The sequence below is a fragment of the Bhargavaea sp. CC-171006 genome (genome assembly GCF_009761675.1).
Lineage (GTDB): Bacteria > Bacillota > Bacilli > Bacillales_A > Planococcaceae > Bhargavaea > Bhargavaea changchunensis.
Genome location: NZ_QUZH01000030.1, coordinates 15,393 through 35,813, shown reverse-complemented (window position 1 = coordinate 35,813; position 20,421 = coordinate 15,393). Strand labels below are relative to the sequence as shown.

27 protein-coding genes are annotated in these 20,421 nt (G+C 56.0%); all 27 read left to right on the top strand.

Translation table 11 applies throughout. The features are described from left to right. The first annotated feature begins 78 nt into the window (after nucleotides 1-78). The 27 genes from ilvD to rplR all read left to right on the top strand — a co-directional run bounded on the left by ilvD (nucleotide 79) and on the right by rplR (nucleotide 20,419). Entirely contained in the window at nucleotides 79-1,746 is a 1,668-nt protein-coding gene (gene ilvD / locus DZC51_RS14090) for a dihydroxy-acid dehydratase (RefSeq protein WP_157296960.1), read from the top strand. A 353-nt stretch (nucleotides 1,747-2,099) separates the two neighbouring features. Next, complete coding sequence (gene ilvB / locus DZC51_RS14085) at nucleotides 2,100-3,839, top strand: biosynthetic-type acetolactate synthase large subunit (protein ID WP_157296958.1); 1,740 nt, start codon at nucleotides 2,100-2,102, stop codon at nucleotides 3,837-3,839. After that, nucleotides 3,836-4,351 carry an acetolactate synthase small subunit gene (ilvN, locus tag DZC51_RS14080; protein WP_157296956.1) on the top strand — a complete coding sequence of 172 codons (516 nt, stop codon included), beginning with the start codon at nucleotides 3,836-3,838 and terminating at the stop codon, nucleotides 4,349-4,351. The genes ilvB and ilvN overlap by 4 nt, the downstream gene beginning before the upstream one ends. Nucleotides 4,352-4,357: 6 nt before the next feature. Further along, nucleotides 4,358-5,491, top strand: coding sequence for a ketol-acid reductoisomerase (gene ilvC, locus DZC51_RS14075; RefSeq protein WP_370513698.1), 1,134 nt, complete (start codon nucleotides 4,358-4,360; stop codon nucleotides 5,489-5,491). Next, nucleotides 5,478-7,028, top strand: coding sequence for a 2-isopropylmalate synthase (locus DZC51_RS14070; protein WP_157296952.1), 1,551 nt, complete (start codon nucleotides 5,478-5,480; stop codon nucleotides 7,026-7,028). The genes ilvC and DZC51_RS14070 overlap by 14 nt, the downstream gene beginning before the upstream one ends. Before the next feature lie 39 nt (nucleotides 7,029-7,067). After that, a complete protein-coding gene (gene leuB, locus DZC51_RS14065; RefSeq protein ID WP_157296950.1) occupies nucleotides 7,068-8,165 on the top strand; it encodes a 3-isopropylmalate dehydrogenase in 1,098 nt (365 codons plus the stop codon). Nucleotides 8,166-8,183: 18 nt separating this feature from the next. Further along, entirely contained in the window at nucleotides 8,184-9,593 is a 1,410-nt protein-coding gene (leuC, locus tag DZC51_RS14060; protein ID WP_157296948.1) for a 3-isopropylmalate dehydratase large subunit, read from the top strand. Between the two features lie 27 nt (nucleotides 9,594-9,620). After that, nucleotides 9,621-10,211, top strand: coding sequence for a 3-isopropylmalate dehydratase small subunit (leuD, locus tag DZC51_RS14055; RefSeq protein WP_157296946.1), 591 nt, complete (start codon nucleotides 9,621-9,623; stop codon nucleotides 10,209-10,211). A gap of 282 nt (nucleotides 10,212-10,493) precedes the next feature. Then, complete coding sequence (locus DZC51_RS14050) at nucleotides 10,494-11,810, top strand: Na+/H+ antiporter family protein (RefSeq protein WP_157296944.1); 1,317 nt, start codon at nucleotides 10,494-10,496, stop codon at nucleotides 11,808-11,810. 625 nt (nucleotides 11,811-12,435) lie between these two features. Continuing rightward, nucleotides 12,436-12,744: a 30S ribosomal protein S10 gene (gene rpsJ, locus DZC51_RS14045; protein WP_008298888.1), complete on the top strand. Its 309-nt coding sequence runs from the start codon at nucleotides 12,436-12,438 to the stop codon at nucleotides 12,742-12,744. Nucleotides 12,745-12,788: 44 nt separating this feature from the next. Then, nucleotides 12,789-13,415 (top strand): 50S ribosomal protein L3, encoded by a 627-nt coding sequence (rplC, locus tag DZC51_RS14040; protein WP_157296942.1) that lies wholly within the window; start codon nucleotides 12,789-12,791, stop codon nucleotides 13,413-13,415. A gap of 18 nt (nucleotides 13,416-13,433) precedes the next feature. Beyond that, a complete protein-coding gene (gene rplD / locus DZC51_RS14035) occupies nucleotides 13,434-14,057 on the top strand; it encodes a 50S ribosomal protein L4 (RefSeq protein ID WP_157296940.1) in 624 nt (207 codons plus the stop codon). Continuing rightward, on the top strand, nucleotides 14,057-14,341 hold the full coding sequence (gene rplW, locus DZC51_RS14030; protein WP_063182516.1) for a 50S ribosomal protein L23: 285 nt from the start codon (nucleotides 14,057-14,059) through the stop codon (nucleotides 14,339-14,341). Before rplD ends, rplW begins: the two co-directional genes overlap by 1 nt. Before the next feature lie 41 nt (nucleotides 14,342-14,382). Beyond that, a complete protein-coding gene (gene rplB / locus DZC51_RS14025) occupies nucleotides 14,383-15,213 on the top strand; it encodes a 50S ribosomal protein L2 (protein ID WP_008298883.1) in 831 nt (276 codons plus the stop codon). A gap of 60 nt (nucleotides 15,214-15,273) precedes the next feature. Beyond that, nucleotides 15,274-15,552, top strand: coding sequence for a 30S ribosomal protein S19 (gene rpsS / locus DZC51_RS14020; protein WP_157296938.1), 279 nt, complete (start codon nucleotides 15,274-15,276; stop codon nucleotides 15,550-15,552). 19 nt (nucleotides 15,553-15,571) lie between these two features. Further along, entirely contained in the window at nucleotides 15,572-15,916 is a 345-nt protein-coding gene (rplV, locus tag DZC51_RS14015) for a 50S ribosomal protein L22 (RefSeq protein WP_008298880.1), read from the top strand. A gap of 3 nt (nucleotides 15,917-15,919) precedes the next feature. Next, on the top strand, nucleotides 15,920-16,576 hold the full coding sequence (rpsC, locus tag DZC51_RS14010) for a 30S ribosomal protein S3 (RefSeq protein WP_157296936.1): 657 nt from the start codon (nucleotides 15,920-15,922) through the stop codon (nucleotides 16,574-16,576). A 2-nt stretch (nucleotides 16,577-16,578) separates the two neighbouring features. Next, on the top strand, nucleotides 16,579-17,013 hold the full coding sequence (rplP, locus tag DZC51_RS14005; RefSeq protein WP_157296934.1) for a 50S ribosomal protein L16: 435 nt from the start codon (nucleotides 16,579-16,581) through the stop codon (nucleotides 17,011-17,013). After that, on the top strand, nucleotides 17,003-17,203 hold the full coding sequence (gene rpmC, locus DZC51_RS14000; RefSeq protein WP_063182504.1) for a 50S ribosomal protein L29: 201 nt from the start codon (nucleotides 17,003-17,005) through the stop codon (nucleotides 17,201-17,203). Before rplP ends, rpmC begins: the two co-directional genes overlap by 11 nt. A gap of 18 nt (nucleotides 17,204-17,221) precedes the next feature. Further along, entirely contained in the window at nucleotides 17,222-17,485 is a 264-nt protein-coding gene (gene rpsQ, locus DZC51_RS13995) for a 30S ribosomal protein S17 (protein WP_157296932.1), read from the top strand. Between the two features lie 31 nt (nucleotides 17,486-17,516). Further along, the gene (rplN, locus tag DZC51_RS13990) at nucleotides 17,517-17,885 is read left to right on the top strand and encodes a 50S ribosomal protein L14 (protein WP_092053032.1); all 369 of its coding nucleotides are present in this window, start codon (nucleotides 17,517-17,519) and stop codon (nucleotides 17,883-17,885) included. A 36-nt stretch (nucleotides 17,886-17,921) separates the two neighbouring features. Continuing rightward, entirely contained in the window at nucleotides 17,922-18,257 is a 336-nt protein-coding gene (gene rplX / locus DZC51_RS13985; protein ID WP_157296931.1) for a 50S ribosomal protein L24, read from the top strand. Nucleotides 18,258-18,284: 27 nt separating this feature from the next. After that, complete coding sequence (gene rplE / locus DZC51_RS13980; RefSeq protein WP_157296929.1) at nucleotides 18,285-18,824, top strand: 50S ribosomal protein L5; 540 nt, start codon at nucleotides 18,285-18,287, stop codon at nucleotides 18,822-18,824. Between the two features lie 19 nt (nucleotides 18,825-18,843). Continuing rightward, entirely contained in the window at nucleotides 18,844-19,029 is a 186-nt protein-coding gene (locus DZC51_RS13975) for a type Z 30S ribosomal protein S14 (RefSeq protein WP_076758835.1), read from the top strand. A 30-nt stretch (nucleotides 19,030-19,059) separates the two neighbouring features. Beyond that, the gene (gene rpsH / locus DZC51_RS13970; RefSeq protein WP_008298867.1) at nucleotides 19,060-19,458 is read left to right on the top strand and encodes a 30S ribosomal protein S8; all 399 of its coding nucleotides are present in this window, start codon (nucleotides 19,060-19,062) and stop codon (nucleotides 19,456-19,458) included. Nucleotides 19,459-19,488: 30 nt separating this feature from the next. Continuing rightward, nucleotides 19,489-20,028, top strand: a complete 540-nt coding sequence (gene rplF, locus DZC51_RS13965; protein ID WP_157296927.1) for a 50S ribosomal protein L6 — start codon at nucleotides 19,489-19,491, stop codon at nucleotides 20,026-20,028. 31 nt (nucleotides 20,029-20,059) lie between these two features. Then, complete coding sequence (rplR, locus tag DZC51_RS13960; RefSeq protein ID WP_157296925.1) at nucleotides 20,060-20,419, top strand: 50S ribosomal protein L18; 360 nt, start codon at nucleotides 20,060-20,062, stop codon at nucleotides 20,417-20,419. Nucleotides 20,420-20,421 lie beyond the last annotated feature (2 nt).

Here is a 20,421-nt window from a genome sequence, read left to right as displayed (position 1 = left end):
TGTTCAATTCATTTTGAGAGACGGCAAAAGAGCACGGCCAGAAGCCGCTCCGCCTCCATTCAGAGGAGAGATCATCTTATGCGAAGCGACATGATTAAAAAAGGAATCGACCGGGCACCGCACCGGAGCCTGCTATATGCAGCGGGCGTCAAGGCGAAGGATATGGGCAAGCCGTTCATCGGCGTCTGTAACTCCTACGTCGACATTATCCCGGGGCATATGCACCTGAACAAGTTCGCGGAAGTCGTCAAGGAAGCGATCCGTGAAGCGGGAGGAATTCCGTTCGAGTTCAACACGATCGGAGTCGATGACGGGATTGCGATGGGGCACATCGGAATGCGCTACTCGCTTCCGAGCCGGGAAATCATCGCTGATTCGGCTGAGACGGTCATCAACGCTCACTGGTTCGACGGTGTGTTCTATATCCCGAACTGTGACAAGATCACGCCGGGAATGCTCATGGCGGCAGTCCGGACGAACGTCCCGTCGATCTTCGTATCGGGCGGTCCCATGGAAGCCGGTGTCGGTTCCGACGGCAGGCAGCTTTCCCTTACCTCAGTATTCGAGGGAGTCGGCGCCTACAAACAGGGATCGATGTCCGAGACCCAGCTTCTCGAAATCGAGCAGAGCGCTTGTCCGACATGCGGCTCCTGCTCAGGGATGTTCACCGCCAACTCGATGAACACCCTCATGGAGATGATGGGAGTCGCCCTTCCGCAAAACGGCACAATCGTCGCAACCTCGGACAAACGCAAGGACCTCATCTATGAGGCGGCCAAGCAGCTGATGCGCATGGTCGAGGAAGACGTGAAGCCACGTGATCTGGTTACGGAAGAGACCATCGATGACGCATTTGCGCTTGACATGGCGATGGGCGGCTCGACAAATACCGTCCTTCACACACTCGCCATCGCGCATGAAGCCGGCATTGACTATGACCTGAAGAAGGTCAACGAAATCGCCGAGCGCGTTCCGTATTTGTCCAAGCTCATGCCTGCGTCGGATTATTCGATGCATGATGTGCACCTTGCCGGCGGCGTCAATGCGATCATCCGTGAACTGTGCGACATCCCGGGTGCTATTCACCCGGACCGGATGACGGTCACCGGCAAAACACTTTATGAAAACGTGAAAGACAGCAAGATTTTGAATGAGCAGGTCATCCGGCCAAAAGAAAACCCGTATAGCCCGGTGGGCGGCCTATCCGTCTTATATGGGAATCTGGCACCGGATGGCGGCGTCATCAAAGTCGGCGCGGTCGATCCTTCCATCAAGGTGTTCGAGGGCGATGCCATCGTCTTCGAATCACAGGAAGAAGCCCAGAAAGGTATCGATGACGGCACGGTCCAGGAAGGTCATGTGGTCGTCATCCGATACGAGGGTCCGAAAGGCGGCCCCGGCATGCCGGAAATGCTCGCCCCGACATCGGCAATAGTCGGACGCGGACTCGGCACAAAAGTCGCACTCATCACGGACGGACGATTCTCGGGTGCATCCCGGGGCATCGCAGTCGGGCATATTTCGCCGGAGGCGGCGGAAGGCGGTCCGATCGGCCTGGTCGAGAACGGTGACATCATCGAAATCGATCTCGTCAACCGAAAGATCGAACTCAAGGTCCCGGAAGACGTGCTGGAACAACGGCGCAAGAACGTGAAGCCGTTTGAACCGAAGATCAAGACGGGCTATCTCGCCCGCTACTCGAAACTGGTCACATCCGCCAACACAGGCGGCGTCATGAAGATCTGACAAGACTTAAATCGAACCAAAGCGCAGAAGAGGCAAAAGGGAAGGACCCCTGCATTTACCAGAGAGCCGGAACAGCTGGAACCCGGCAGTGCAGCCCCGACCGACATCACCTCCGAGCGGAACACTGAACGGATCATTCCCAAGGTGTTCCCGGGGCAGGCATCGCGCCGCCCCGTTACCAACCGGCCGGGCTCCCAGCCCGGCCACCGAGGCGGCGAAGCCGCGAACAAGGGTGGTACCATGAAAGGCTCTTTCATCCCTTGCAACGGAAGACGACTGTGTTCCGTGCAAGGGGGTGGAGGGGTCTTTTGTTTTTTAAATACAAAACTCACGAGTGAAGGAGGAAGGCGCAGATGGAAGCGAGCGTCAAGGTAAGGGAAACAAAACAAGCCGTCACGCCGGCGGCAGCCGGCAACGGAGCCGACCTGCTGGTCCGGTCTTTGAAAAACGAGGGCGTGGACATTATTTTCGGCTACCCGGGCGGTGCGGTGCTCCCGATCTACGATGCACTGTACAAGAATCCGATCCGGCACATCCTGGCCCGTCATGAGCAGGGTGCCATCCACGCAGCCGAAGGGTTTGCACGCACGACAGGAAGGACCGGCGTGGTGATCGCCACTTCCGGTCCGGGGGCAACGAACCTTGTGACCGGCATCGCGGATGCCATGTTGGACTCGCTCCCGCTCGTCGTCCTGACCGGGCAGGTCGCCCAGCAGGTGATCGGCACAGATGCCTTCCAGGAGGCGGATGTCATTGGCATCACACAACCCATCACGAAGCACAACTACCAGGTAAAGGATGCAAAAGACATCCCGCGGATCATCAAGGAAGCCTTCCATATCGCTTCCACAGGACGGAAGGGCCCTGTAGTCGTCGACATTCCGAAGGATGTGTCGCTGGCGGAACTCGCCGGGGAAATTCCTCATCCTGAGAGCGTCTATCTGCCGGGCTACCAGCCGACGGTCAAGCCGAACTTCCTCCAGATCCAGAAAGCGGCACAGGCCCTTTCAGAAGCGAAACGGCCGCTGATCCTTGCGGGAGCCGGCATCCTCGCCGCGGAAGCCACAGGGGAGCTCAGGAGCTTTATCGAGCGGTACCGCATCCCGGTGACGACGACGCTGCTCGGCATCGGGACCGTCCCGGGCGGACATGAGCTCGGGCTGGGAATGGCCGGCATGCACGGGTCTTACGCCGCGAACATGGCCATCCAGGAATGCGATGTGCTCCTGAACATCGGTGCCCGCTTCGACGACCGGCTCACCGGCAATCTCAAAGGTTTCGCGCCGAATGCAAAAGTGATCCACATCGACATCGACCCGGCGGAGATCGGCAAGAACGTCCCGACCGACATTCCGATCGTAGCGGACGCCAAGGCTGCTCTCGCGGAGCTGAACAAAAAAGGCTTCGATACTCCGGATACGGAAAAATGGCTCGCCCAACTGGAAGAATACCGGGAGACCCGTCCGTTCGGCTACGAAGAAGCTCCGGAAGGCCAGATCATGCCGCAGGATGCGGTACGGCTCATCCACAAGTACACGGGAGGCGATGCGATCGTCACGACTGACGTCGGCCAGCACCAGATGTTCGCCGCCCAGTATTACGAGCCGAACCACCCGCACCACTGGGTGACATCCGGAGGACTCGGGACGATGGGCTTCGGTTTCCCCGCAGCCATCGGCGCACAGCTCGCCTTCCCGGGTGAAAAAGTCGTTGCGATCGTCGGAGACGCCGGCTTCCAGATGACACTGCAGGAGCTTTCCATCCTGCAGGAGTTCAAGCTTCCGGTGAAGGTCATCATCCTGAACAATGCATCGCTCGGCATGGTCCGCCAGTGGCAGGAGACCTTCCACGGGGAACGCTACTCCTCTTCGCTCGTGCCTGTTCAGCCGGACTTCGTGAAGCTGGCGGAAGCGTATGAGGTCAAGGGTTACAAAGTCGAGACACTTGCCGAGGCGGAACGGGTCATCCGGGAAGCGATCGAGTCGGACGGTCCGGCACTTGTCGACTGCCGGGTGCTCGCGACAGAAAACGTCTACCCGATGGTCGCGCCGGGCAAGAGCCTCAGTGAAATGATCGGAGTGATGGAACGGTGAAACGGATCATAACGACAACAGTCCTCAACCAGAGCGGTGTCCTGAACCGGGTGACAGGCCTCCTCATGAAGCGGCAGTTCAACATCGAGAGCATCACCGTCGGGCATACCGAGACACCGGGCATGTCGAAGATCACCTTCGTCGTCCACGTCGAGGATTCCTCGAAGGTCGAGCAGCTGGTCAAGCAGCTGTCCAAACAGATCGACGTCATCAAGGTAAACGACATCTCCGACAAGGCGATGGTCATGCGGGAACTGGCGCTCGTCAAGGTCGTCACGCCGCCGCAGCTCCGCCAGGAAGTCCGGAGCATCGTCGAGCCGTTCCGCGCGCAGGTGATCGACATGAGCAAGAACGTCACAACCTATCAGGTGACGGGAGATCCGGAAAAGATCGAGGCCTTCATCGACCTCGTCCGCCCATACGGCATCAAGGAAATCTCGCGCACCGGCGTCACCGCCTTTACCCGCGAGACACAGCGCGCGGACACCATGCCCGATCTGATCCTTCAGTAAAGCTCCATCGGTGCAACGAACACAATCAGAGAGATTCCCGCGGCAGGCCGGCCCGCTTCGAAGCCCGGCCCAACCAAAAAAACAGAACCCACAGGGAGGAAAATGAAAATGGCAAAAATGTACTATAACCAAGATGTTAACGAGGCAGTTCTCCAAGGACGTAAAATCGCGGTCATCGGCTACGGTTCCCAGGGCCATGCCCATGCACAGAACCTGAAAGAATCCGGCTTCGATGTCATCGTCGGCGTACGCCCGGGCAATTCGTTCGAAATGGCGCAGGAAGACGGCCTCCAGGTCGGCACGGTTGCCGAAGCTTCTGCAGCTGCGGATGTCATCATGGTTCTCCTCCCGGATGAGCGTCAGACTCAGGTCTACAACGAAGAGATCAAGCCGGCCCTCACTGCAGGCAAGGCGCTCGTCTTCGCACACGGGTTCAACATCCACTTCGGACAGATCGTTCCTCCGGCCGATGTCGACGTATTCATGGTCGCACCGAAAGGCCCTGGACACCTTGTCCGCCGCACGTACGAAAGCGGCGCAGGTGTACCGGCACTGATCGCAATCCACCAGGACGCAACCGGCCAGGCGAAGGATCTCGCTCTCGCTTATGCCAAAGGAATCGGCGCTGCGCGTGCAGGCGTTCTTGAGACCACTTTCCAGGAAGAGACCGAAACAGACCTCTTCGGCGAACAGGCTGTGCTCTGCGGCGGTACAACGGCACTCGTGAAGGCTGGGTTCGAAACACTGGTCGAAGCGGGCTACCAGCCGGAAGTCGCTTACTTCGAGGTTCTCCATGAACTGAAGCTGATCGTCGACCTCATGTACGAGGGCGGCATCGAAAACATGCGCTACTCCATCTCCGACACGGCACAGTGGGGCGACTTCGTCTCCGGACCGCGCGTCATCACGGATGAAACAAAAGCCCGCATGAAGGAAGTGCTGGAAGATATCCAAAACGGCAAGTTTGCAAAAGGCTGGCTGCTTGAGAACCAGCTTGGCCGTCCTGAATACAACGCCATCAACCGCCGCGAGTCCGAGCACCAGATCGAGTCGGTCGGCCGCGAGCTCCGCGCCATGATGCCATTCGTCAACGAAGGCAAGAAGATCAAAAAGGAAGTGGTCGCCAGTGCGCAAAATTGATATTTTCGACACGACCCTGAGGGACGGGGAGCAGTCGGCGGGGATTAACCTGAACACCGCCGAGAAGCTCGAGATCGCGCGCCAGCTGGAACGGCTCGGTGTGACGGTCATGGAGGCCGGCTTCCCGGCCGCTTCCCCCGGCGACCAGGACGCCGTCCGGAAAATTGCAGGCACGGTCAAGAATTCGATCGTGACGGGCCTTGCCCGCTGCAACCAGAAGGATATTGATGCAGCATGGGAAGCGCTCCGCGTCGCGGAGCAGCCCCACATCCATATCTTCCTTGCAACGTCTCCGATCCATATGGCCTACAAGCTGAAAAAGACGCCGGATGAAGTGATCGAGGCATCGGTAGAAGCGGTCAAGTACGCGAAGAAGTTTTTCCCGCTCGTCCAGTGGTCGGCGGAAGACGGATCTCGCACGGAGCCTGATTTCCTCGCCCGCATCGTGACCGAAGTCGTCAAGGCAGGCGCTACGACCGTCAACATTCCGGACACTGTCGGCTATGCGACGCCGCAGGACTACGGTTCCATCTTCAAGTTCCTGAAGGAGACCGTTCCGAACATCGACCGTGTGAAGCTTTCCGCCCACTGCCATGACGACCTCGGCATGGCGACGGCCAACACGCTCGCAGCCATCGAGAACGGCGCCGACCAGGTGGAGGGCACCATCAACGCGATCGGCGAGCGCGCCGGCAACGTCGGCCTCGAGGAAGTTGCGGTCGCTCTCCATATCCGGAAGGACCACTACAATGTCGAGACCGGCATCAACCTGAAGGAGATCAAGCGCACGAGCCAGTTAGTCAGCCAGCTGACGGGCGTCGCGATCCAGCCGAACAAGGCGGTGACGGGCAAGAATGCCTTTGCCCATGAGTCCGGCATCCACCAGGACGGCATGCTTAAAAACCCGAACACTTACGAAATCATCACGCCGGAACTGATCGGCGATGCCCATACCGAATTGGTCCTCGGCAAGCACTCCGGACGCCATGCGTTCAAGACCCGTGCCGAAGAGCTGGGCTTCTCCCTGGAGCCGGAGCGGCTGAACGAAGCGTTTGCGGAGTTCAAGAAGCTGGCGGACCGCAAGAAGGTCATCACCGAAGCGGACCTGCTCGTCATCCTCACCGACCAGCAGATCCAGGAAGCGGACGCGCCGATCTACGAACTGTCAGGCGTCCAGCTGTCCAGCGGCACGGCGAACATTCCGACGGCGACGATCACCGTCGTCCGGCCTGACGGAGAGACCGTCACCGAGGCGGCAACCGGCACCGGCTCCGTCGAAACGATTTTCAATGCGCTTGAACGCATCGTGAGCGAGAAGGTCCACATCCTTGACTACCGTGTATCATCTGTCGGCAAAGGCCGCGATGCACTCGGAGAGGCGGTCGTCAAAGTCCTGATCGGAGATGACGAAATCACGGGCCGCGACGCTGCGCAGGATGTACTGGAAGCAACAGCCAATGCCTACCTGAACGCAATCAACCGGAAACTTGTCAAAAACGCACAGCAGGCTCCGGAAGCTACCGTTCCTTTAACGTAACCCGCACGCCGATCTGACCACTAAAAGGAGGAAACGAACATGGAAAAGACAATTGCCGTATTGCCCGGAGACGGAATCGGCCCCGAAGTGACAAGGGCTGCCGTCAAGGTCCTGAAGCTTATTGCACGCCGCTATCAGCACGAATTCAATTTTTCCTACGGCCTCATCGGCGGAGCGGCAATTGACGCCCTCGATAGCCCGTTCCCGAAAGAGACGGCCGACGCCTGCGGGACGGCGGATGCTGTTCTTCTGGGCGCCGTCGGGGGACCGAAATGGGACAACAATCCGTCCGAACTCCGCCCGGAGAAAGGACTGCTTGCCATCCGCAAACATTTCGGCCTGTTCGCAAACCTCCGTCCCGTCAAGGCGGTACCGGCACTGCTGTCCGCTTCTCCTCTGAAAGAGGAAAAGGCGGCAGGCGTCGATCTCATGATCGTCCGTGAGCTGACCGGGGGCCTCTACTTCGGAGAAAAGGCCCGCACGGCCGACGACGCTTATGACACGCTTGTCTACTCCAGGGAGGAAATCAGCCGCATTGTCGAGCAGGCTTTCGAGCTTGCCCGGGTGAGAAGGGGCAAAGTGACTTCCGTCGACAAGGCCAACGTCCTGGAGTCGAGCAGGCTCTGGCGGGAGGTCGTCGAAGAGAAAAAGGCGGCCTATCCGGACGTCACAGTCGAGCACCAGCTGGTCGACTCTTGCGCGATGAAGCTCATCACGGATCCGTCCGCATTCGACGTCGTGGTGACCGAGAACATGTTCGGGGATATCCTGAGCGACGAAGCATCAGTCATCACAGGTTCACTTGGCATGCTGCCGTCCGCGAGCATCCGCACCGACGGCTTCGGCCTTTATGAGCCGGTGCACGGTTCCGGCCCGGACATCGCCGGCAAGGGAATCGCGAATCCGGCGGCGGCGATCCTGTCGGCCGCGATGATGCTCCGCTACTCGTTCGGAATGGAGACCGAGGCGGCAGCGATCGAAGAAGCGGTCCAGACCGTACTCGAAGACGGCTGCCGCACGGCGGACCTCGCCGAGGCGGGAGGCCGTTCCCTCACGACGGAAGAATGGACCGACAAAGTCATCGAACAGCTCGACGCGGAAGCCGTGTCGGAAGATATTATGTTTTCGTATATGTAAAACGGGAGGCGGAACGCAATGGCAAAGACAATCATCGATAAAATCTGGGACCGGCACATCGTCGTCGGAGAACCGGGCAAACCGGACCTCCTCTACATCGACCTCCATCTTCTTCACGAAGTCACTTCTCCGCAGGCGTTTGAAGGACTGCGCCTGAACGGGCGCAAAGTCCGCCGGCCGGACCTCTGCTTCGCGACGATGGACCATAACGTGCCGACGGTCAACCGCAAGGTGATCAAGGATCCGATCGCACGCAAGCAGATCCGGACACTGGCGGAAAACTGCGAGGAGTTCGGCGTGCCGCTTGCGGACGTCGACCACCCCGATCAGGGGATCGTTCATGTAATCGGGCCCGAGCTCGGTCTTACCCAGCCGGGCAAGACGATCGTCTGCGGCGACTCCCATACTTCGACGCACGGCGCATTCGGCGCTCTCGCTTTCGGCATCGGAACGAGTGAAGTCGAGCACGTGCTGTCCACGCAGACGCTCTGGCAGTCCCGCCCGAAGACACTGGAGATCCGTATCGATGGTGAGATTGCCCCGGGCGTTGCCGCCAAGGACATCATCCTGGCCATCATCGCAAAGTTCGGCACCGACATGGGCACAGGCCATATCGTGGAATACACGGGAGAGGCGATCCGCAAGCTTACGATGGAAGAGCGGATGACGATCTGCAACATGTCGATCGAAGCAGGTGCCCGTGCAGGCCTGATCAGCCCGGATGAAACGACAGTCGAGTACCTTCGCGGACGCAAATATGCCCCGCAGGGCGAGGCATTCGACAAAGCTGCCGAAGATTGGCTTTCCCTTGCTTCGGATGAAGGGGCAGCGTATGACAAGTCTGTATCGATCCATGCAGACGAGATTGAACCGTTCATCACCTGGGGTACGAACCCGGGTATGGGTGACGGGATCTCCGGGCACGTCCCTCATGCTTCGGACTTTGAGAACGAGCTTGAGCGCGAATCCTTCCTCCGTGCCATTGACTACATGGGACTTGAAGAGGGCCAGAAGTTCACGAACATCGAGATTCAGCACGTGTTTATCGGATCGTGCACGAACGCCCGCCTGAGCGACCTTCGCGAAGCAGCCCGCGTGATCGAAGGCAAGAAAGTCCGTGATGGGGTCCGCGCCATCGTTGTACCGGGCTCCCGTACGGTCAAGAAGCAGGCGGAAGAGCAAGGCCTCGACAAGGTCTTCACCGAAGCAGGATTTGAATGGCGTGAATCGGGGTGCAGCATGTGCCTAGCCATGAACGACGATGTCGTCCCGGCAGGCGAACGCTGTGCATCCACATCCAACCGGAACTTTGAAGGACGGCAGGGGACGGGTGCCCGAACGCACCTCGTGAGCCCGGCCATGGCTGCAGCCGCAGCCATCAACGGCCGATTCACCGACGTCCGCGAAGAATTTGCCGTCCACGCCTGAGCGGGACGATGAAAGGAGGCTGCATCCATGAAACCGATCAATGAAGTCACCAGTATCCTGACGCCGCTCGAACGGAGCAACGTCGACACCGACCAGATCATATCCAAGGAATTCCTGAAGCGCATCGAACGGACCGGCTTCGGCAAGTACCTGTTCTACCATTGGCGCTTTGATGCCGAGGGCAATAAAAGGGACGGATTTGTCCTGAACGATCCCCGTTTTGACGGATCCGAAATCCTCGTCGCACGCGAAAACTTCGGCTGCGGCTCCTCACGCGAACACGCACCGTGGGCCATCCTTGACTATGGATTCCGCGTCGTCATCGCGCCGAGCTACGCCGATATCTTCTATAATAACTGCATGAAAAACGGCATCCTGCCGATCAGCCTGCCGGAAGAGGAAGTGGAAGAGCTCCTCGCAAAGGGCAAGGCTGAACCGCTCCAGCTTGCGGTCAATCTTGCAGAACAGACCGTCACGCAGCCGGACGGCACCGTCCACCGGTTCGACATCGACCCGTACTGGAAGGAAATGCTCCTGAACGGCTGGGATGAAATCGCACTGACCTTCAAATATGAAGATCAGATCACGAAATACGAAGAAGTCATGCAGCGCGCATGATAGGAAACCGGCAGGCCCCCGTTTGGGAGCCTGCCGGTTCTTTTGTGTGTGCGGAGCAATATAATGGCTGACAATGAGCGCGCAAGGATTCCTATGCGCGCTTGCTGCAGTTCTATGCGCGGTTATGCCTACTCTATGCGCACTCATAAAAATGGAGCGTGTGATTCTGTTCGCATTCACTTTCTGAAGGGGTTGACAGCCTGCAGCCGCCATGATAATCTAATAACATTCATTTTAACGCTTTATCACGGTGAAGTGATGAAGCGAAAAGGAGTACTTGTTATGAATGCAGTCATTATTGCGGTCGCCGTCATGCTTGTCCTGAGCCTTCTCCGGGTCAACGTCGTACTGGCGCTGGCTGTCGGCGCGATTGCCGGCGGCCTGACGGGCGGCCTTTCCATAGAAGATACAATCGGGGCGTTTACCGAGGGCCTCGGGGGCGGTGCGACGATCGCACTCAGCTATGCACTTCTCGGCGGGTTTGCGGTCGCCATCTCCCGGACCGGCATTCCTGAAGTGCTCGTCAAACTGATCCTGAAAGTTGTCGGCAACGAAGGGGAAGGGGAGCGCAAAGGACTGGCCAAGGCGCTGATCATCATGATCCTGCTTCTGGTTGCCATTTCGTCACAGAACCTGATTCCGATCCACATCGCATTTGTGCCGCTGCTCGTGCCGCCGATCCTGCACATCCTTGACATGCTGAAGATCGACCGCCGGCTGATCGCCTGTGTGCTCGCATTTGGACTGATCGCACCTTACGTCCTGCTGCCTTACGGGTTCGGTCTTCTCTTCCACGAAGTCATTGCCAACCAGATGGCATTGGCCGGACTCGAGATCGACATGGCGGATATTCCGTCGGCTATGGCACTTCCGGTCGCCGGCATGGCTCTCGGACTTGTCATCGCCATTTTCATCTCCTACCGGAAACCACGTGACTACGGGGACAGCCAGGCCATCGCTAACGGACCGGATCGGGAAGTCCGGACACGCAACATCGTCTTTACGGTAATCGCGCTTGCAGCGGCACTTGTCGGACAGATCATGACCGACTCCATGATCGTCGGTGCCATTTCCGGTATTGCCGTTCTGTATGCGACAGGTGCTGTCCGATGGAAAGAAGCGGACGAGCTCCTCAACGACGGCATGAAGATGATGGCGTTTGTCGGCTTTGTCATGATCGCGGCAAACGGATTTGCCGGCGTCATCCAGGCAACCGGCCACGTCGAGACTCTCGTAGAATCCGCCAGCGGCATGCTCGGAGACAACAAAGGCATGGCGGCATTCATCATGTTGCTTGTCGGCCTGCTCGTCACGATGGGCATCGGATCCTCGTTCGCAACGGTGCCGATCATCGCCGCCATCTTTGTTCCGCTCAGCGTCGAGTTCGGTTTCAGCACACTGGCGATCATCTCACTGATCGGCACGGCCGGAGCACTCGGCGACGCCGGCTCCCCGGCATCCGACTCCACACTCGGACCGACCGCCGGGCTCAACGCCGACGGCAAGCACAACCACATCTGGGACACCTGCGTCCCGACCTTCATCCACTACAACATCCCCCTCGTCATCTTCGGCTGGATCGCCGCAATGATTCTCTGAGGGAAAAGAAAAGCTCCGGGCTGCCGGAGCTTTTTGTAATTCTTGAAAACATCGGGGGGCATGTTTCCTCTATATAGAAAAGGCTCTGTTCCAAATGCACATTGAACAAATTCCGTCGTTGAAATTAAGGTGGAAGAAAGGGGGCTCTTGAAAAACTCACTATAGAACGGATTGTAGCGGAGGGTCCGAGACACCTGCGGGAAAAGCGTTAGCCGAAGACCCCGCAGAGCGCAGCTCGAGGAGGCTAAGGCAACGCCCGCGGTAAGCGAGGAGCCGTAGCAAAATCCGCAAGGATTTATTGAAAAAAAGAAGCTTGTCCTATCAGACAGAAAACCACAAAGACTTCCTTCCATATAACAACCCCACTCTCCTGCAACCTAATATTCCGACTCTTTCCTTACCGATTGCATCCTGAGCCAAACCGTTATATAATTCTAGGGTCCAGCAAAGAATCTCGCGCGTAGTACTTGCGAGGCTCTTCCGTTTTGTGTATAATACGGAATGTTGGTCATTTGACTGCGATGAAGCGGGAGGTTGCTGACACACCCGGCCGCTTTGCCATGGCGGTGTGCAGGAGATTTCCGTGGAGAATTGTCTTGAAAAAAGGCGAAAGGGAGGGAAAGTAATGGCAAAACAAAAAATCCGTATCCGTTTGAAAGCTTACGACCACCGTATCCTCGATCAATCAGCTGAGAAGATTGTTGAAACGGCAAAACGTTCTGGTGCAAGTGTTTCGGGTCCGATCCCGCTTCCGACAGAGCGTTCGGTTTACACGATTCTTCGTGCGGTCCACAAATACAAGGACTCGCGTGAACAGTTCGAGATGCGCACACACAAGCGTCTGATCGACATCGTCAACCCGACACCAAAAACGGTTGATGCGCTCATGAAGCTTGATCTGCCATCCGGCGTAGACATCGAAATCAAACTTTAATCAACACAAAAATAAAAACACACAGATTACAGGAGGTGTGACGAATGACCAAAGGAATCTTGGGTAGAAAGATCGGCATGACGCAAGTCTTCGCTGAAAACGGCGATCTCATCCCGGTAACTGTCATCGAAGCGGCACCAAACGTTGTCCTTCAAAAGAAGACAGCAGAAACGGACGGCTACGCAGCAGTCCAGCTCGGCTTCGAAGACAAGCGCGAAAAGCTCGCGAACAAACCGGAAAAAGGCCATGCAGCAAAAGCAGAAACTGCGCCTAAGCGCTTCGTTCGCGAATTCCGCGGAGAGGACACGGCCGATTATGAAGTTGGTCAGGAAGTCAACGTAGAAATTTTCGCAGCTGGCGATTTCGTCGATATTACAGGTGTAACAAAAGGTAAAGGATTCCAAGGTGTCATCAAGCGCCACGGGCACTCCCGCGGACCGATGAGCCACGGTTCCCACTTCCACCGCGCACCTGGTTCGCTCGGTCCGGTTGACCCGGCACGCGTCTTCAAGGGCATGAAGTCCCCAGGCCGCATGGGCAGCGACACCGTAACGATCCAAAACCTCGAAATTGTAAAAGTTGACACAGAGCGCAACCTGCTCCTCGTCAAAGGGAATGTGCCGGGCGCACGCAAGTCGCTCGTAAAAGTACGCGCATCCCTCAAGAAATAAGGAAAGGAGGACAACACAATGCCAAAAGTATCCGTACTTAATCAAACTGGCGCTTCTGTAGGCGAAGTAGAACTCAGCGAATCCGTATTCGGAATCGAGCCGAACGAAGCCGTTCTTTTTGAAGCGATCATCTCCCAGCGCGCATCGCTGCGCCAGGGTAACCACAAAACGAAGCAGCGCGGAGAAGTAGCAGGCGGAGGCCGCAAACCATGGCGCCAAAAAGGCACAGGCCGTGCACGTCAAGGCTCCACCCGTTCCCCGCAATGGCGCGGTGGCGGTACCGTATTCGGTCCGGTTCCACGCAGCTACAGCTACAAAATGCCTAGGAAAGTCCGCCGTCTCGCACTCCGTTCGGCACTTTCTGCGAAAGTTCGCGAAGAAAGCCTCGTCGTACTCGACGCACTCACTTTCGACGCACCAAAGACGAAAGCATTCGTTCAGGTCCTGAAAGATCTTTCCGTCGACAAGAAAGCATTGTTCGTCACTGCAGAGCTCGATGAAAACGTGGCACTGTCCGCACGCAACATCCCGGGCGTCACAGTCGTCTCCGCAAACGGCATCAACGTCCTCGACCTGGTAGGCCATGACAAGCTCGTCATGACAAAATCCGCGGTCGAAAAAGTACAGGAGGTGCTTGGTTAATGGATGCACGTGATGTATTGAAGCGTCCGGTCATTACCGAGCGTTCTGCACAAGCGATGGAAGACAAGAAGTACACGTTCGATGTAGACGTCCGCGCCAACAAGACACAGGTCAAACAGGCCGTCGAAGAAGTCTTCGGTGTCAAGGTCGAGAAAGTCAACATCATGAACGTCAAAGGCAAGTTCAAGCGTATGGGCCGTTTCGGCGGATACACGAACAAACGCCGCAAAGCCATCGTCAAACTGACGGCTGACTCCAAAGACATCGAACTTTTCGAAGCGTAAGACTTACGCTCTGAACCCATAAAACAAGAGGAGGGAAAACAATGGCGATCAAGAAGTACAAACCGACTTCCAACGGCCGACGCAACATGACGGCTTCCGACTTCGCAGAGATCACAACTGACAAGCCGGAAAAATCGCTCCTCGCGCCTAAACACCGCAAGGGCGGCCGTAACAACCAGGGCCGTACGACTGTCCGTCACCAAGGCGGCGGACACAAGCGCCAATACCGTGTCATCGACTTCCAACGCCGGAAAGATGGCATTCCGGGACGCGTTGCTACGATCGAATACGATCCGAACCGTTCTGCGAACATCGCACTGATCAACTACGTGGACGGGGAAAAGCGTTACATCCTCGCTCCTAAAGGCCTCAAGGTCGGCATGGAAATCATGTCCGGTCCTGAAGCAGACATCAAAGTGGGGAACGCACTCCCGCTCGAAAACATTCCGATGGGTGCAACGATCCACAACATCGAACTGAAGCCTGGCAAAGGCGGACAGCTTGTCCGTTCCGCGGGTACATCCGCTCAGGTTCTCGGTAAAGAAGGCAAATACGTCATCGTCCGTCTGCAGTCCGGCGAAGTCCGCATGATCCTCGGCACATGCCGCGCGACAATCGGCCAAGTCGGCAACGAGCAGCACGAACTGATCAACATCGGTAAAGCAGGACGTTCCCGCTGGATGGGCAAGCGCCCGACAGTACGCGGTTCCGTCATGAACCCGAACGATCACCCGCACGGTGGTGGTGAAGGCCGCGCGCCAATCGGACGCCCATCTCCAGTTACACCTTGGGGCAAACCGGCACTTGGTCTCAAAACCCGCAAGAAGAAAAACAAATCGGACGACTACATCATTCGTCGCCGCAAAAAATAATGTGGTTTCTCAGCGGTTCACGGGGTGGGCCGCCGGGCAATCACGGAGGGAGGTACCAAAATGGGTCGCAGCTTGAAAAAAGGACCTTTTGTGGATGATCATCTCATGAAAAAGGTCGAAACACAGAACGAAAACGAGAAGAAGCAGGTCATTAAAACATGGTCCCGCCGCTCTACAATCTTCCCGAACTTCGTCGGAAACACAATTGCTGTCTACGACGGACGCAAACATGTACCGGTTTACGTAACGGAAGACATGGTCGGCCACAAACTGGGTGAATTTGCACCTACACGCACTTACCGCGGTCATGGAGCCGACGATAAGAAAACGAAACGCTAATTGAGAGGAGGTACTCCTGATGCAACAAGCAAAAGCCGTAGCCCGCACAATCCGGATTGCTCCTCGCAAAGTCCGTTTGGTCGTCGACCTGATCCGGGGCAAGCAAGTGGGTGAAGCGGTCGCAATCCTGCGACTTACACCGAAAGCCGCATCGCCGGTTGTCGAGAAAGTATTGAAATCCGCAATTGCCAACGCAGAGCACAACTACGACTTGGATGTCAACAACCTCGTTGTCAGCGAAGTATTCGTAGACGAAGGCCCGACGCTCAAGCGTTTCCGCCCACGTGCACAAGGCCGTGCAACTGCAATCAACAAACGTACTAGCCACATCACAGTAGTGGTATCCGAGAAGAAGGAGGGATAATTCGTGGGTCAAAAAGTACATCCAAATGGTATGCGACTCGGAGTCATCCGTGACTGGGAGTCGAAATGGTATGCAGAAAAAGACTATGCAACTCTTCTCCATGAAGACCTTAAGATTCGCGAGTTCATCGATGAGCGCCTGAAAGACGCTTCCCTGTCCCAGGTCGAGATCGAGCGTGCTGCGAACCGTGTAAACATCACGATCCATACAGCGAAGCCCGGCATGGTAATCGGGAAGGGCGGTTCTGAAGTTGAAGCGCTCCGCAAAGAACTCAACGCAATTACAGGCAAGCGTGTGCACATCAACATCGTTGAAGTGAAGCGTGCAGATCTTGATGCGAAACTTGTCGCAGAAAACATCGCCCGCCAGCTTGAACAGCGTGCATCGTTCCGCCGTGCCCAGAAACAAGCGATCCAACGCACAATGCGTGCAGGCGCTAAAGGGATCCGCACAATGGTATCGGGACGCCTCGGCGGCGCCGACATCGCCCGTGCCGAACACTACAGCGAAGGTACTGTACCGCTCCATACACTCCGTGCCGACATCGACTACGCTCATGCGGAAGCCGATACAACATACGGCAAACTCGGCGTAAAAGTATGGATCTACCGCGGTGAAGTCCTTCCTGAGAAGAAGAAATCCGAGGAAGGAGGCAACTGATCATGTTGATGCCTAAACGTGTTAAGCACCGTCGTGTACACCGCGGCAAAATGCGCGGCGAAACAAAAGGCGGCGGCACAGTTAATTTCGGTGAGTACGGCCTCCAGGCTACAGAAGCCGGCTGGATCACCAACCGTCAGATCGAATCTGCCCGTATCGCAATGACACGCTACATGAAGCGTGGCGGTAAGGTCTGGATCAAGATCTTCCCTCATAAGCCATATACGAAAAAGCCTCTTGAAGTCCGGATGGGTTCCGGTAAAGGTGCCGTTGAAGGATGGGTGGCTGTCGTGAAGCCAGGCCGTGTCTTGTTTGAAATCGCAGGCGTTCCTGAAGAGGTTGCCCGTGAAGCGCTGCGTCTCGCATCGCACAAACTGCCGGTTAAGAGCAAGTTTGTAAAACGCGAAGAAATTGGTGGTGAATCGAATGAAGGCTAATGATATCCGTGAATTGACCACTGCTGAAATCGAACAAAAAGTGAAGTCGCTGAAAGAAGAGCTCTTCAACCTGCGTTTCCAGCTTGCTACCGGCCAACTCGAAAACACAGCTCGCATTCGTGAGGTGCGCAAGTCGATCGCGCGCATGAAGACAGTCATTCGCCAACGCGAACTCAGCGCCAACAACTGATAAAAGGAGGCTGCAAGCATGTCTGAGCGTAACCAACGCAAAGTTTACACAGGCCGCGTCGTTTCCGACAAAATGGATAAGACGATCACGGTTGTTGTCGAGACTTACAAGAAGCACCCGGTCATCGGCAAACGTGTAAAATACTCGAAGAAATATAAAGCTCATGATGAAAACAATGTTGCAAAAACAGGCGACATCGTCCGCATCATGGAAACTCGCCCGCTTTCCGCTACGAAGCGTTTCCGCCTTGTAGAGGTCGTTGAAAAAGCGGTTATCATCTGATCGGAATTTAACTTGAGAGGAGGTACCCTCAATGATCCAACAAGAGAGTCGTATGAAAGTCGCTGACAACTCCGGCGCGCGTGAAGTCCTCACGATCAAAGTGCTCGGCGGTTCCGGCCGTAAGACAGCGAACATCGGCGACATCGTCGTTTGCACCGTCAAGAAAGCAACACCAGGTGGCGTTGTTAAGAAAGGTGACGTCGTCAAGGCGGTTGTAGTCCGCACGAAGAGCGGTGTCCGCCGCAAAGACGGTACGTACATCAAGTTCGACGAGAACGCATGCGTCATCATCCGTGATGACAAAGGCCCGCGCGGTACGCGGATCTTCGGACCAGTCGCACGTGAGCTGCGCGACAACAACTTCATGAAAATCATTTCCCTCGCTCCGGAAGTTCTTTAATCCATAGGGTAGTGCCAACCAAGGAGGTGCAAGAGAATGCACGTTAAAAAAGGTGATAAAGTCCAGGTGATCACAGGAAAAGACAAAGGGAAAACCGGCGTCATCCTTGCTGCATTCCCTAAGAAAGACCGTGTCATCGTGGAAGGTGTCAACATCATCAAGAAGCACACGAAGCCGAACCAGGAAAGTCCTCAGGGCGGCATCGTGAGCAAAGAAGCTCCAATCCACGTTTCCAACGTAATGCTGCTTGATCCGAAATCGGGCGAACCGACTCGTATCGGCTATAAAGAAGAAGAACAAGACGGCAAGATGGTCACAGTCCGCGTTTCCAAGAAATCCGGCGAGATCATTGCTGATCCATACAAGAAATAAGCGACATAGAGGAAGGAGGTACTCCTGATGAACCGCCTAAAAGAGAAATTTAGCACAGACATCACACCTGCTCTCATGAGCAAGTTTGAATACAGTTCGGTTATGCAAGTGCCGAAAGTTGAAAAGATCGTCATCAACATGGGTGTCGGCGACGCTGTCCAGAACAGCAAGTCCCTCGACGCTGCTGTAGAAGACCTTGAAATCATCTCCGGCCAAAAACCGGTCATCACGAAAGCAAAGAAATCGATCGCCGGCTTCCGCCTCCGTGAAGGAATGCCGATCGGTACGAAAGTAACGCTCCGCGGTGACCGCATGTATGATTTCCTCGACAAGCTGGTTTCCATCGCGCTTCCGCGTGTCCGCGACTTCCGCGGTGTATCGAAGAACGCGTTTGACGGCCGCGGCAACTACACGCTCGGCGTCAAAGAACAGCTGATCTTCCCGGAAATCGATTACGATAAAGTATCCAAAGTCCGTGGCATGGACATCGTCATCGTCACGACTGCTAACACGGACGAAGAAGCCCGTGAGCTCCTGACGCAGCTCGGCATGCCATTCCAAAAGTAAACGAAAGGGAGGCGAAATTGTGGCTAAGAAATCGATGATCGCGAAACAAAAGCGCACACCGAAACACAAAGTGCAGGAATACACACGCTGCGAGCGTTGCGGACGTCCTCACTCCGTGTACCGTAAATTTAAGCTTTGCCGTATTTGTTTCCGTGAACTTGCATACAAAGGGCAACTGCCTGGCGTCAAGAAGGCCAGCTGGTAATCCCTATACCTGGGAAGGAGGTACAACACAATGACTATGAGTGATCCGATCGCAGATATGCTTACGCGTATCCGTAACGCCAACATGGTACGCCATGAAAAGCTGGAAGTTCCTGCTTCCAACATGAAAAAAGAGATCGCCGAAATCCTGAAACGCGAAGGATTTGTCCGCGATGTTGAATATATCGAAGATGATAAGCAGGGGATCATCCGGATCTTCCTTAAGTACGGTCAGGACAACGAACGTGTTATCACGGGCCTGAAACGTATTTCGAAGCCGGGTCTGCGCGTCTACGCAAAGACAAATGAAATCCCTAAAGTCCTGAACGGCCTGGGCATCGCCCTCGTCTCTACTTCTCACGGCGTCATCACTGACAAAGAAGCTCGTGCGAAGAAAGTCGGCGGCGAAGTCGTCGCATACGTCTGGTAATCTGCTACAAACGAATGGAGGTGCACACACATGTCCCGTATTGGCAATAAGCTGATCGAAGTGCCTGAAAGCGTGACAGTCACCCTTGCGGATGACAACACGGTCACGGTCAAAGGCCCGAAAGGCGAACTCACTCGCAAACTGAGCAGTGACATCACGATCAACCAGGACGGCAACGTCATCACCCTGACACGCCCGTCCGACAACAAAGAACACCGCGCGATCCACGGAACGACCCGTTCGCTCCTGAACAACATGGTCGAAGGCGTCTCGAAAGGCTTCGAAAAGTCCCTTGAGCTCGTTGGTGTCGGTTACCGTGCGCAAAAACAGGGCAACAAGCTTGTCCTGAACGTCGGTTACTCCCACCCGGTCGAGTTCACACCTGAAGAAGGCGTGGAAATCGAAGTTCCTTCGAACACGAAAGTCATCGTCCGCGGTTACAACAAAGAGCACGTCGGTGCGCTCGCTTCCAACATCCGTGCCGTACGTCCGCCTGAGCCATACAAAGGCAAAGGGATCCGCTACGAAGGCGAACATGTCCGCCGCAAAGAAGGTAAGACAGGTAAATAATGCCGCATAGGCATCGAAAGGAGTGACCACGATGATTACGAAACAGGACAAGAACCAGGTCCGCAAAAAGCGCCATGCACGTGTGCGTTCCAAGATCAGTGGCACTGCCGAGCGTCCACGCCTGAACGTCTTCCGGTCCAACAAGCATATCTATGCTCAGTTGATCGATGATGCAAACGGTGTGACACTCGCAAGTGCGTCCACTATGGACAATGGTTTCGAAGGATCCACTTCGAACACTGAAGCAGCAGTTAAAGTCGGCGAAACAATCGCCAAGGCAGCTGTTGAAAAGAACATCAAATCTGTTGTCTTCGACCGTGGGGGTTACCTCTATCACGGCCGTGTGAAGGCTCTGGCAGATGCAGCCCGTGAAAACGGACTAGAATTCTAATC

Bases quoted from the DNA above. Each gene is read 5' to 3' on its own strand.
- rplX (WP_157296931.1), top strand. From the start codon at position 17,922: ATGCACGTTAAAAAAGGTGATAAAGTCCAGGTGATCACAGGAAAAGAC.
- rplP (WP_157296934.1), top strand. From the start codon at position 16,579: ATGTTGATGCCTAAACGTGTTAAGCACCGTCGTGTACACCGCGGCAAA.
- DZC51_RS14050 (WP_157296944.1), top strand. From the start codon at position 10,494: ATGAATGCAGTCATTATTGCGGTCGCCGTCATGCTTGTCCTGAGCCTT.
- ilvD (WP_157296960.1), top strand. From the start codon at position 79: ATGCGAAGCGACATGATTAAAAAAGGAATCGACCGGGCACCGCACCGG.
- leuC (WP_157296948.1), top strand. From the start codon at position 8,184: ATGGCAAAGACAATCATCGATAAAATCTGGGACCGGCACATCGTCGTC.
- rplN (WP_092053032.1), top strand. From the start codon at position 17,517: ATGATCCAACAAGAGAGTCGTATGAAAGTCGCTGACAACTCCGGCGCG.
- leuD (WP_157296946.1), top strand. From the start codon at position 9,621: ATGAAACCGATCAATGAAGTCACCAGTATCCTGACGCCGCTCGAACGG.
- rplW (WP_063182516.1), top strand. From the start codon at position 14,057: ATGGATGCACGTGATGTATTGAAGCGTCCGGTCATTACCGAGCGTTCT.
- ilvB (WP_157296958.1), top strand. From the start codon at position 2,100: ATGGAAGCGAGCGTCAAGGTAAGGGAAACAAAACAAGCCGTCACGCCG.
- rpsS (WP_157296938.1), top strand. From the start codon at position 15,274: ATGGGTCGCAGCTTGAAAAAAGGACCTTTTGTGGATGATCATCTCATG.
- rpsQ (WP_157296932.1), top strand. From the start codon at position 17,222: ATGTCTGAGCGTAACCAACGCAAAGTTTACACAGGCCGCGTCGTTTCC.
- rpmC (WP_063182504.1), top strand. From the start codon at position 17,003: ATGAAGGCTAATGATATCCGTGAATTGACCACTGCTGAAATCGAACAA.
- rplB (WP_008298883.1), top strand. From the start codon at position 14,383: ATGGCGATCAAGAAGTACAAACCGACTTCCAACGGCCGACGCAACATG.
- rpsH (WP_008298867.1), top strand. From the start codon at position 19,060: ATGACTATGAGTGATCCGATCGCAGATATGCTTACGCGTATCCGTAAC.
- rplR (WP_157296925.1), top strand. From the start codon at position 20,060: ATGATTACGAAACAGGACAAGAACCAGGTCCGCAAAAAGCGCCATGCA.
- leuB (WP_157296950.1), top strand. From the start codon at position 7,068: ATGGAAAAGACAATTGCCGTATTGCCCGGAGACGGAATCGGCCCCGAA.
- rpsJ (WP_008298888.1), top strand. From the start codon at position 12,436: ATGGCAAAACAAAAAATCCGTATCCGTTTGAAAGCTTACGACCACCGT.
- rplV (WP_008298880.1), top strand. From the start codon at position 15,572: ATGCAACAAGCAAAAGCCGTAGCCCGCACAATCCGGATTGCTCCTCGC.
- rplD (WP_157296940.1), top strand. From the start codon at position 13,434: ATGCCAAAAGTATCCGTACTTAATCAAACTGGCGCTTCTGTAGGCGAA.
- rplE (WP_157296929.1), top strand. From the start codon at position 18,285: ATGAACCGCCTAAAAGAGAAATTTAGCACAGACATCACACCTGCTCTC.
- rplF (WP_157296927.1), top strand. From the start codon at position 19,489: ATGTCCCGTATTGGCAATAAGCTGATCGAAGTGCCTGAAAGCGTGACA.
- rplC (WP_157296942.1), top strand. From the start codon at position 12,789: ATGACCAAAGGAATCTTGGGTAGAAAGATCGGCATGACGCAAGTCTTC.